Below are 10,618 nucleotides of genomic sequence, written 5' to 3' on the forward strand. Positions count from 1 at the left end.
CATGAGCGCTAACCTAGATATCAACGAATTTCACTCGCTGCTGGCCGTAGTCCAAGGCATCGATGTCGGCGTGGTGCTACTTGACCGTCAGTACTGCGTGCAAGTCTGGAACACCTTTATGGAGAACCGTTCCGGGCGCCAGCCCGACGAAGTCTATAAACAATCGATCTTCAGCATTTTCCCCGAGCTGGAGGAGGACTGGTTTCGCCATAAGGTCGAAAGTGTGGTGACGCTGGGCACACCCACCTTCACCATTTGGGAGCAAAGGCCCTACTTGGTGCGGTTCAAAAATTACCAGCCGATCACCGGCCAGCAAGAGTTCATGTACCAAAACACCACGATTTTGCCGCTGATCTCCGCCAATAGCAGCATCGAGCATGTGTGCCTGATCATCTACGATGTGACCGATGTGGCGGCAAATAAGCTGCAGTTACAGGGCGCCAACCTGCAGCTCAAACAGCTGGCCCGCACCGACCGCCTGACCGGCTTGAACAACCGCGGCTACTGGGAAGAATGCCTGACCCACGAATATGCCCGGCACCGCCGCTACCAGAGCAACGCCGCGCTGGTGATGTTCGATATCGACCACTTTAAGAAGGTCAACGACACCTATGGCCACCCGGCCGGCGATAAGGTGATTCAGGCGGTCGCCGAGGTGGTGCGCGAACAGGTGCGCGATACCGACTACGCCGGCCGTTATGGCGGCGAGGAGTTTGTAATCCTGCTGCCGGATATCGACAGCGCCGGTGCCCGGATATTTGCCGAACGCCTGCGCCAACGCATCGAAGCCCTGGTGGTGAGCCATGAAGACCAGCGCATCAGCTTCACCGTCAGCCTCGGGGTGGCCGACCTCAGCCTGCCGATGGACGAGCACAAACAGCTGATCGAACGGGCCGATCAGGCCCTGTACGCCTCGAAAAAAAGCGGCCGTAACCAGACCAATGTTTACTCAGGCTGAGCCTGCACGCGCTGCAGCAAGCCCTCACTCAACCACTGCTTAAGCCAACCGGCGGCCTTGGCGGGGGCCTGCTCGCCGTGCTCGGCGAGTTGCTCGCAGAGCTGGGCAAAGTTCCAGCCAGTAACGCACATGCCCAGCAGGGCGCAGGCTTCGTCGTCGGCAACGCTGCGGTAACGGCTGATCAACTCATGGCGCCAAAGCAGGCAGAGCATCGGCTGTGCCAAGCGGCTGCTCGGCGGGAAATCGCCCTCGGCTTTGGCCGCCTGCCACAGCGCCAGGCTGTTGTATTCAAGCCTTAACTGTTGCACACAGGGCAGCAGTTGCACCTGCAGGGTCGGCCACTCCTCAACCGCCAGGCTGGCCATCTGCGGCACCGTCAGCGGCGCGCCGGGCAATGCATCGAAGGCCAGGGTAAAAGCCCATTCCAAGCGCGCCAGCTCCACTAAGGGCGCACTCTGCTGCGGACTCAGCTGCTGGTGGATAAAGTCGGCGAAGCGCTCGCCGAACCAGCGCAAACTAAAGTCTCGGGATGGATGGGCGTCCAGATAGGCCTGCACCAGCAGGGCAAATTCCTCATCGCCGAGCCAGTAGTGCACGGCCGGGAAGTCCTCCAACATTACCCCCAGCAAACGCGCCCGGTAGGCGTGATGGTAAATCGTCAGGCCTTGCTCCACCGACAAGGTCGGGCTGCCAACCAAACTGGCCTGCAAGGCGGTATTGGGTTGCGCGTCGGCCCCGAGCAAATACCCTTCTAGCGCCAGTTGCCAGTCGTTTAGGCGCATAGGGCACGACGCTGTAAGGTGGCATTGCCCAGTTCGCGGGCCTGCTGCAACTCGGCCAGCAGTTCGCTAAAGGGTGGGTAGTTATCGTCGCGCTCGATCATGGTCGAAACCGGCCCGAGGTGCTCGAGGGTGCGCTGATACAACTGCCAGACCGGATCGCAAATCGGCTGGTCGTGGGTATCGATCACGTAGTCGCCATAGTCACTGTGACCGGCCAAATGCAATTGGCGAATGCGCTGCGCCGGCAAGCCGCTGATAAAGCTCCAAGGATCGAAACCATGATTACGGGCGCTGACGTAGACGTTGTTCACGTCGAGTAATAACTCACAACCACTCAACTCACTGAGCCGCGCGAGGAACTGCCATTCGTTGAACTCATCGTTGGCGGTGCGCAGGTAACTTGAGACGTTTTCCAACACCAGCGGCCGCTCCAATACGTCCTGTACTTGGCGCACGCGAGCGGCTACATGCTGCAGGCTTTCTTCGCTGTAGGGCAGCGGCAACAGGTCGTGCAGCTGATGGGCGTTGCCACGGCTCCAGCACAGATGGTCGGAGATCCAGGCCGGCTGTACCCGCGCCGCCAGTTGTTTGAGGCGTTGCAAATAATCCAGGTCCAGCGCATGCGGGCCGCCGATCGACAGTGACACGCCATGCATGACCAAGGGGTAGTTCTCGCCGATGGCATCGAGGTAATACAAGGCCTTGCCGCCATCGACCAGGTAATTTTCCGAGAGGATTTCGAACCAGTCCACCGCTGGGCGCTGTTCGAGAATCTCGTCGTAATAGTGATTGCGCAAGCCCAGGCCATAGCCAAGAGTCGCAGTAGTGGATGACATGCAACACTCCAAAAAAGTGCTGATGGCCGCTGCCGGCCATCAGCCACAAAGGTAACGGGTGGCGGTGTTATGCACCGACAGTGCCGCCAGCCGCTTTGCAGTCCGTGATGCTCATCGTTTTCCAGCCTTGGCCCTTGCATTCACCGTGGCCTTTGCAGGCATTTTTGGCCGTTTTACAATCGTTTTGACCTTTGCAACCGTTAATACCGTAGCAATGCACTTGTGCCTCTTCCGCCATTACCTGGGTCGACAAACTGGCGAACAAACCCGCAGCGGCCAGGGCCAGTGCTGCGCCAGTCATGCTTACAGTGGTTTTGCTATTCATGGGATATCCTCAAAGCTGCTTAGGGAAGCCGGCTTGAACGAAATGTTCAGCTGCCGACACCTTAGTAGAGCGCTCGCGCCGTCTGGCGTTACAGCGCCCTGCGAAAAACTCTACGCTGGTCGAAAACAGCATAGTGGAGGCTGCCTCAGGTGCAGGACATTCCGCGTACGGTCTGGGTGCTCGGCCTGGTCAGCCTGTTTATGGATATCTCCTCGGAGCTGGTGCACGGCCTGCTGCCGGTGCTGCTGGTCGGCCAGCTGGGCGCCAGCATGCTGACCCTCGGCTTGATCGAGGGCGTTGCCGAAGCCACGGCGCTGATCGTCAAAGTCTTCTCCGGCACCCTCAGTGACTATTTCGGCAAGCGTAAAGGCCTGCTGCTGCTCGGCTATGGTCTGGGGGCGCTGAGCAAGCCGTTGTTCCCCCTGGCTGGTTCGGCCGGTGCGGTGTTTACCGCGCGGCTGCTCGATCGCATCGGCAAAGGTATTCGCGGCGCGCCACGGGATGCCCTGGTGGCCGACGTGACACCGGCGCCGCTACGGGGAGCGGCCTTTGGCTTGCGCCAATCGCTGGACAGCGTGGGCGCCTTTGTCGGCCCGCTGCTGGCGGTGGTGTTGATGCTGCTGTTCAGCAATAACATCCAGCTGGTGATGTGGTTTGCCGTGCTGCCGGCCTTGGTCGCCGTGGCCCTGATTGTCTTCGGCGTACACGAGCCGGTCCGCAGCAAACCCACCGGCCGCCTGCGCGGGCCGATCAGCCGCGACAGTCTGCGGCGCTTCCCGCCGGCGTTCTGGCGGGTGGCAGTGATTGGCGCGGTGTTCACCCTGGCGCGCTTCAGCGAGGCGTTTCTAGTGTTGCGCGCCCAGCAGGCGGGCCTGGCCGTGACCTGGCTGCCGCTGGTGATGGTGCTCTTGGCGTTGTTTTACCTGCTCTCGGCCTATCCGGTGGGCAAGTATTCGGATCGGGTCGGCCGCCACGGCTTGCTCGGCATCGGCCTTGGTTTGCTGATTCTCGCCGACCTGCTGCTGGCGGTGGATGGTTCGCTGCTCTGGGTGCTGCTTGGCGTGGCGCTGTGGGGGCTGCACCTAGGGTTTACCCAAGGGATTCTGGCCGCCATGGTCGCCGACAGCGCCCCCGCCGAACTGCGCGGCACCGCCTTCGGGGTGTTCAATCTGCTCAGCGGCGTGGCCATGCTGCTGGCCAGCGGCTTGGCCGGCTGGCTGTGGCAAAGCTTCGGCGCGGCCAGCTGCTTCTATGCCGGCGCCGGATTTGCCGGGCTGGCGTGGTTGCTGGTTGCCGCCGCCGGTCAGCGGCGGCACAAATAACGTAACAATTGCCCGGCAGATACCGCCCGGCAAAGAAATACAAATGCCCGACCAAGCCCTATGCTCAGCCGCTACCCGCTTGACCAATCTGCCCGGTTTCCACACAGGGCTAACAGCAGACGCCCGGCCTCTGGAGACAGCGCGATGAACCTGACCATCAACGGCACACAACAGCAGGTCGATGTCGAACCGGACATGCCCCTGCTCTGGGTCCTGCGCGATGAGCTGGGCCTGACCGGCACCAAGTTCGGCTGTGGCATCGCCCAGTGCGGCGCCTGCACCGTGCATATCGCCGGCACTGCGGTGCGCTCCTGCGTGACGCCGGTCGGCAGCGTCTGGGGCCCGGTGACCACCATCGAAGGCCTCGGCAGCCCGCAGCAGCTGCACCTGATCCAGCAGGTCTGGATCGAGCAGCAAGTGGCCCAATGCGGTTACTGCCAGCCCGGACAAATCATGGCCGCCGCCGGCTTGCTCGGGCAAAACCCGGCGCCCAGCGATGCCGAGATCGATGCCGCGATGAGCAACCTGTGCCGCTGCGGCACCTACCCGCGCATCCGCACCGCCGTGCATGCGGCGGCCAAAGCACTGCAGGAGCTCTGAACATGGCCATTGCAGGCACCATCAGCCGTCGCGCCTTCTTGCTCGGTTCGGTCGCCGTCGCCGGCGGCGTGGCCTTTGGCGTGTACCAGTACCGCCAGCCCTACCCCAACCCGCTGGGCGCAAGCATCGGGGCGAGCGTGCTCAACCCTTACCTGATCATCGACCAGCGCGGCGTGACCATCATCACCCCGCGCGCCGAGATGGGTCAGGGCGTCCATAGCACCCTGGCCGCACTGGTGGCCGAAGAGCTGGATGTGCGCTGGGAGGACGTGCGCGCCGAACACGGGCCGGCCAGCTCGGCCTATTTTAACCAGGCGGTAATCGCCGGCACCGCGCCCTTCGCCGCCTTCGACGAGAGCACTGCCGCGCGCTTTACCCGCGAGGCCCTGGGCGTGGCCAGCAAGTTTATCGGTGTGCAAATGACCGGCGGCTCCAGCAGCGCCGCCGATGCCTTCGACAAGATGCGTATGGCCGGTGCGGCCGCCCGGTTGGTGCTGATCGAGGCGGCGGCGCGGCGTTGGGGTGTGCCCGCCAGCAGCCTGCGCACCGCCGACGGCCAGGTCATCAACCCCGCCAACGGCGCACAGTTCAGCTACTCCGAGCTGGCCGTCGAGGCCGCCAGCATCACCCCGCCCACCGAGCCAACACTCAAAGACCGCAGCCAGTGGCGCTACCTGGGCAAATCCATGCCGCGCCTCGACATGCCCGCCAAGTGCACCGGCACCGCCCAGTTCGGTATCGACGTGCGTTTACCCGGCATGCTCTACGCCACTGTGCGCGCCAATCCGCGCCTGGGCGGCGCGCTGAACAGCTTCGACGCCAGTGAGGCCAAACAAGCCAAGGGCGTTAAACAGGTAATCGATCTGGGCGGCGCCGTCGCGGTGGTGGCCGACAATACCTGGCGGGCCTTCCAGGCCGCCGCCAAGCTCAAGTTCGACTGGGGCCCAGCGCCTTACCCGGCGAGCAGCGAGGCGATCTTTGCCGCCATCGCCGCCGCCTTCAATGGCCCGGTCGATGATGTGCCGGTGAATAACGGCGATGTCAGCCTGGCACTGGCCAGCGCCCAGCAGGTGGTGCGCGCCGAATACCAGGCGCCCTTCCTCGCCCACAGCACCATGGAGCCGATGAACGCGGTGGCGCAGCTGCACAACGGTCAGTTGGAGATCTGGGCCGGCCATCAGGCACCGACTATCATCCGCCAGCAGGCCGCCGAACTGGCCGGTTTACCCATCGAAAAGGTGCACCTGCATGTGCAGTTTCTCGGCGGTGGCTTTGGCCGCCGGTTGGAGAGCGACTACATCCTGCAAGCGGTAAAGCTGGCCATGGCCCTGCCCGGCAGCCCGATCAAACTGACCTGGACCCGCAGCGAAGACATCCAGCACGACATGTATCGCCCCGCCGCTATCGCCCGTTGTCAGGGCGTGATGGGTAGCGCTGGGGTGCCGCTGGTGGTGCAGATGGATATCGCCAGCCCCTCGGTCGGCCGCTCATTCGCCGCCCGGGTCGGCATGCCTTCGGTGGGCCCGGACCGGGCCATCACCGAAGGTTCGGCCGGCCAGCCTTACCGCATTGCCAACTACCGGGTGAGCGGCTACGACCCCGGCCTGCAGTTGCCGGTGGGCAACTGGCGCTCGGTGGGCGCCTCGTTCAACAGCTTCTTCCACGAGAGCTTTCTCGATGAGCTAGCGGTGGCCGGCGGCGTCGATCCGCTGGCCATGCGCCTACAAATGACCGCCGATTTCCCGGTGGCGCAGCAGGTGCTAAACACCGTAGCGGCCATGGCCAACTGGCAACAACCGCTGCCGGCCGATCGCGCCCGTGGGCTGGCGCTGTGCCTGTCGTTTGGCACCACCGTGGCGCAAGTGATCGAAGTCAGCCAGAGCGCCGCCGGCGTGCGCATCGACCGGGTCTACTGCGCCGCCGATGTGGGCATCGCCCTCGACCCGCGCAACCTCGAAGCGCAAATGAGCTCGGCGATTATCTATGGCTTGTCGGCGGCGATCATGGGCGAAATCAGCTTTGCCGACGGCGCCGTGCTGCAGTCCAACTTCCATGACTACGACGCCTTGCGCATGCGCCAGGTGCCGCCAATCGAGGTGCGGATTCTCGAGAACGGGCCAACCCTCAGCGGCGCCGGCGAACCCGGCACACCGCCGTCCTTGCCGGCGCTGGCCAATGCCATCCACGCCCTCACCGGCCAACGGCTGCGCAGCCTGCCGTTGAACAAACAGGTGAAGTTCGCCTAAGCCTTACGCCGCTGGCCGGTAGGGCCGGCGGCGCTTAGCGGTTATCCTAAGCAACCCTGACCTATCCGTGCCCCGCAATGCTGCTGATCTCCAACAACGTGCAGCTGCCCGACAGCGAAATCGAACTGAGCGCCATTCGCGCCCAGGGCGCCGGCGGGCAGAACGTCAACAAGGTCTCCAGCGCCGTGCATTTGCGCTTCGATATCCATGCCTCGTCCTTGCCGCCCTTCTACAAGGAGCGCCTGCTGGCCCTGCGCGACAGCCGCATCACCGGCGACGGCGTGATCATCATCAAAGCCCAGCAATATCGCACCCAGGAACAGAATCGCAACGACGCCCTGGAGCGGCTCAAAGAGCTGATTCTGGCGGCAATCAAAGTCGAAAAAACCCGTCGGCCGACCAAGCCGACACTGGGCTCGAAGAAGCGCCGGCTGGAAGGCAAGACCCAGCGCGGCTCGATCAAGGCCGGGCGTGGCAAGGTGGATTATTGACAGCATGCAAATGCTCGCGCATTACCGCTGAGTTTTTAAATACTCTGTGAGCCTGTCAATCAACTAGGCTGAGCGGTGTTCTCCAGCGGCGGTTCAACGCTCGGTAATAATAAAAACAGGAGGTTAATTAGCCATGACCGATGACCACCAGCTCGGCAGCGAAGATGACGACTATGCCGAACTGCGCGGTGGTATGCGCCTACTGCGTGAGCAGGCCGAGGCCCAAGCGTTGATTAAAATTGCCCAGTCCGCGAAACGAATTGCCACCCTGGATCCTGACCAAGTGCGCGGGCTGATGCATGAACTCAGCGTGCATGAAATCGAATTGGAAATGCAAAACGAGGAATTGCGCCTGATTCAGGCCGAACTGGAAGGCGCGCTGGGGCGGTACTTTGAGCTCTACGACCTGGCACCCGTGGGCTATTGCAGCCTGAGCGAGACCGGTCGAGTGCTGCAAGCCAACCAGTTGCTCGCCACCTGGCTGGGCACCTCCGAGCAGGCACTGGTCACCCGGCCACTGGCGAGCTTTATTCACCCCGATGAGCACGACAACGAATACCTGTTACGTCGGCGACTGTTGAACCGTGGCAGCCCGCAAATGTGCCAGTGGCGCTTTTTGAGCCATGCTGGCAACCCCATCTGGGTACAGGTGCAGGCGGTATTGCGCGCGGACGCCAAGGGCGCCCCGAGCTTTCACCTGGTGCTGACCAATATCGATGAACTCAAGCAAACCCAGCAGGCCCTGCAGGCCACCCTGAATGAACAAAACGCACGAATCCAAGCGCTGCAACAACAGCTGAGCAACTGCAGCTAATCGGCAAACTTCAGCGCTTAGCGGTCTAGCTCCACCCGCAACGCCGGCTGCCCGGCACGGGCCGCGATACTTAGGCGATAGGCCGCGTCATCGGTTACTGGGTTATACCAGCGGGCCTCGTAGTTATTCTCGCCAAGCCAGCGCACGGCCAAGTCGAAACCCTGATCATCTTCCAGTCGCCCATTACGGCTGAATGGCTGCCAGTGCCCCTGCCGCTGCGTTTCGATCTGCAACAACGGTTGTTCGAAAGCCATGGCGGCCGGCGCTTGGTCTTGCCATTGCAGGCGCCAGTAGGGTTCTTCCTCGTCGGTGATTAGCTCAGGCGGCTGCAGCAATTGTCGCGGCTGCTCCTGAGTCTGCGCCGCTGGCCAGAACTGCCCCAGCTTTAAGTCGAAATCGCGGCTGGCGGGCAAGTCGGCAAAGTTACCGCGCGCCAGCATCTCGCTCAGCAGCCGGCCGCTGTGGGCCGCCAAAAAGGGCGCGGTCTGCGGGCCATACAGGGTATGGCCGCCTTCGTAAAACTGCAGGGCGTATTCGCCCGGCGTGGTGACGTAGCCGCTGTAGCCGTTGGCCACGCTACTGACCACTAGCGGCGCTACCGGCCGCCCAGCCTGGGTCAGGCTCTGTTGCAGCTGCTGGGCGATCAGCTGGCCGCTCATCACCGTCACTTCAAACGGCAGCATGGCCCAGTAGCTGTTGTCGATCTGCAGGGTCTGGATCAACAGCCGATGGGGGAACGCCTCAGGCGGCGCAATCAGCGGCTGCAGCCAGCGGGTGCCGAGCCAGTGCTTGGCGCCCTGACAGTCGTCGGCGAACCAGGTTTTCGGCTGCCCCGGGTGGATAAAGGGCAGCTGCCAGATTAGTGGGGAATGGTGCTCTATGGGGCCTGCGGCCAGTGCGGCACCTATGGCCGGCTGACACAGGCTGGCGCTGCCGATACTCGGCTGCTGCAGCACATCCACCTCGCGCAGGGCGCTGTGCAGCTGCACCTGGTCATGCAGTTGGCCATCCAGCTGGCGGAACAGGTCAAAGGCCTGGGCGCCGATGTTGCTGCCGACTCGCCGGGCCTCGGCATAACTGAGGTGCTCAAACTTAACGTTGGGCGCCACATCGCCGTGGGTGGCCTCGAAGGCGCCGTGGATGGGTTTCTCCGCCAAGCCGTATTGCTGTTGCACCCGCCAGGCCAGCTCGTTGGCGATATAGGCCCAGACATCGGCATGGTAAAAGCCGGTGTCCGAGCCAATGCCGGTGCCGTGGATGGAGAAGCTGGAAAACGCCCCCCGCGGCCGGTACTGGCCATCGCTATCCTGCAGGTCGATACGCACCATTGTCAGGGTCGGGTTGATGGCCTGGAATACCCGCCCTGGGCTGGCGTCCTTGTCGATCACCTCGGGGTTGCTCAGGTAGGGTGCCAGCGCGCGGTTGCGGGTCTGCCCCCAGATCTCGCTCTGCCCGACCGCCAGCTTGGCCGGCCGCAGCTGGCCACGAGCCTGCAGAATCGCGCCTTCGAGGCGCTGGGCCAGGAAGTTAAACCAGCGTTGATCGAAGCCGGCGGCATTGCTGGCACGCTGGTTGTAGAAGTCGTTGCCGAAGTATTGCCCAGGCGCGGCGTGGGTGTGATTGGCAGTCAGCACCAAATTCTGCGGGGCAATTTCAGTGACTGCCGCCAGCCGCTGGCTGAGGGCCGCATGCAAAATCTCCGAGCCAGCCAGCAGGTCGGTTTGCACCAACACCAGGGGCTCGCCGCCCTTGGCCCGCAGGTAGAACACCCGCGCCTTCAGCCGGGTGCGAAAGCCATCGCCATAGGCCGACCAGATGGCAAACCCGGCCTTGGGCAAGCCCGGCGGCGGGGTGATATCCACCTCCACCACCGCCCCCAGCAAGGCTGCCGCCTGTTCGCTAAGCGGCTGCGGCGCGCTGTTGGCAAATTGATAATGCAAACTGGGCGACTGGCAGGCGCTCAGCAGCAGACTAAACAGGACAATAAGGACGAGACGCATCGGGCAAACTCCCGGATCGTGGGGAGCGTCACCCTAGCGCAAAGATGGCACGTTAGTACAAGGTAAATCCGGCCAGATTGGCGGCAAGAGTGGCCATTCGTTAGGCTATGTGCCCATTAACTGTTGAGCGCCGCAAAACTCGTGGGAGGGGCTTTAGCCGCGATGCTTTGCAGTGTGCCAGCGCGCCCTGTGGGATGCGGGTCGCGGCTAAAGCCCCTCCTACAAAGAGCTACCGCTTGGCGCA

Annotated in this window: 10 protein-coding genes; 6 read left to right on the plus strand and 4 right to left on the minus strand. The window is 63.0% G+C overall.

The annotated features are described in order from the left end of the window. Position 1 precedes the first annotated feature (1 nt). Entirely contained in the window at positions 2–958 is a 957-nt protein-coding gene (locus Q8R10_RS11450; protein ID WP_305653868.1) for a GGDEF domain-containing protein, read from the plus strand. Here Q8R10_RS11450 and Q8R10_RS11455 read toward each other — a convergent pair. The 3 genes from Q8R10_RS11455 to Q8R10_RS11465 all read right to left on the minus strand — a co-directional run bounded on the left by Q8R10_RS11455 (position 946) and on the right by Q8R10_RS11465 (position 2,901). Further along, a complete protein-coding gene (locus Q8R10_RS11455; RefSeq protein ID WP_305653870.1) occupies positions 946–1,740 on the minus strand; it encodes a DNA-binding domain-containing protein in 795 nt (264 codons plus the stop codon). The genes Q8R10_RS11450 and Q8R10_RS11455 overlap by 13 nt on opposite strands. After that, positions 1,731–2,576, minus strand: coding sequence for a DUF692 domain-containing protein (locus Q8R10_RS11460; protein ID WP_305653872.1), 846 nt, complete (start codon positions 2,574–2,576; stop codon positions 1,731–1,733). The genes Q8R10_RS11455 and Q8R10_RS11460 overlap by 10 nt, the downstream gene beginning before the upstream one ends. Before the next feature lie 67 nt (positions 2,577–2,643). Further along, positions 2,644–2,901: a hypothetical protein gene (locus Q8R10_RS11465; RefSeq protein WP_305653873.1), complete on the minus strand. Its 258-nt coding sequence runs from the start codon at positions 2,899–2,901 to the stop codon at positions 2,644–2,646. Between the two features lie 149 nt (positions 2,902–3,050). Here Q8R10_RS11465 and Q8R10_RS11470 point away from each other — a divergent pair, with 149 nt between their 5' ends. The 5 genes from Q8R10_RS11470 (at position 3,051) to Q8R10_RS11490 (ending at position 8,374) form a co-directional block, all read left to right on the plus strand. Then, positions 3,051–4,223, plus strand: coding sequence for an MFS transporter (locus tag Q8R10_RS11470; protein WP_305653874.1), 1,173 nt, complete (start codon positions 3,051–3,053; stop codon positions 4,221–4,223). A 144-nt stretch (positions 4,224–4,367) separates the two neighbouring features. Beyond that, the gene (locus Q8R10_RS11475; protein WP_305653876.1) at positions 4,368–4,823 is read left to right on the plus strand and encodes a (2Fe-2S)-binding protein; all 456 of its coding nucleotides are present in this window, start codon (positions 4,368–4,370) and stop codon (positions 4,821–4,823) included. Between the two features lie 2 nt (positions 4,824–4,825). After that, entirely contained in the window at positions 4,826–7,069 is a 2,244-nt protein-coding gene (locus tag Q8R10_RS11480; RefSeq protein WP_305653878.1) for a molybdopterin cofactor-binding domain-containing protein, read from the plus strand. Between the two features lie 77 nt (positions 7,070–7,146). After that, complete coding sequence (gene arfB, locus Q8R10_RS11485; RefSeq protein WP_305653880.1) at positions 7,147–7,560, plus strand: alternative ribosome rescue aminoacyl-tRNA hydrolase ArfB; 414 nt, start codon at positions 7,147–7,149, stop codon at positions 7,558–7,560. Between the two features lie 133 nt (positions 7,561–7,693). Further along, the gene (locus Q8R10_RS11490) at positions 7,694–8,374 is read left to right on the plus strand and encodes a PAS domain-containing protein (protein ID WP_305653882.1); all 681 of its coding nucleotides are present in this window, start codon (positions 7,694–7,696) and stop codon (positions 8,372–8,374) included. Between the two features lie 17 nt (positions 8,375–8,391). Here Q8R10_RS11490 and Q8R10_RS11495 read toward each other — a convergent pair whose 3' ends face one another. Beyond that, positions 8,392–10,374, minus strand: coding sequence for a neutral/alkaline non-lysosomal ceramidase N-terminal domain-containing protein (locus tag Q8R10_RS11495; protein WP_305653885.1), 1,983 nt, complete (start codon positions 10,372–10,374; stop codon positions 8,392–8,394). Between the last annotated feature and the right edge of the window lie 244 nt (positions 10,375–10,618).

The sequence above is a fragment of the Pseudomonas sp. genome, assembly GCF_030698175.1.
In the GTDB taxonomy this organism is placed as follows: Bacteria; Pseudomonadota; Gammaproteobacteria; order Pseudomonadales; family Pseudomonadaceae; genus Aquipseudomonas.

Excerpts from the sequence above, each read along its gene's own strand:
- Q8R10_RS11480 (WP_305653878.1), top strand. The coding sequence starts at position 4,826 with ATGGCCATTGCAGGCACCATCAGCCGTCGCGCCTTCTTGCTCGGTTCG.
- Q8R10_RS11490 (WP_305653882.1), top strand. The coding sequence starts at position 7,694 with ATGACCGATGACCACCAGCTCGGCAGCGAAGATGACGACTATGCCGAA.
- Q8R10_RS11475 (WP_305653876.1), top strand. The coding sequence starts at position 4,368 with ATGAACCTGACCATCAACGGCACACAACAGCAGGTCGATGTCGAACCG.
- Q8R10_RS11450 (WP_305653868.1), top strand. The coding sequence starts at position 2 with ATGAGCGCTAACCTAGATATCAACGAATTTCACTCGCTGCTGGCCGTA.
- Q8R10_RS11495 (WP_305653885.1), bottom strand. The coding sequence starts at position 10,374 with ATGCGTCTCGTCCTTATTGTCCTGTTTAGTCTGCTGCTGAGCGCCTGC.
- Q8R10_RS11455 (WP_305653870.1), bottom strand. The coding sequence starts at position 1,740 with ATGCGCCTAAACGACTGGCAACTGGCGCTAGAAGGGTATTTGCTCGGG.
- Q8R10_RS11460 (WP_305653872.1), bottom strand. The coding sequence starts at position 2,576 with ATGTCATCCACTACTGCGACTCTTGGCTATGGCCTGGGCTTGCGCAAT.
- Q8R10_RS11465 (WP_305653873.1), bottom strand. The coding sequence starts at position 2,901 with ATGAATAGCAAAACCACTGTAAGCATGACTGGCGCAGCACTGGCCCTG.
- arfB (WP_305653880.1), top strand. The coding sequence starts at position 7,147 with ATGCTGCTGATCTCCAACAACGTGCAGCTGCCCGACAGCGAAATCGAA.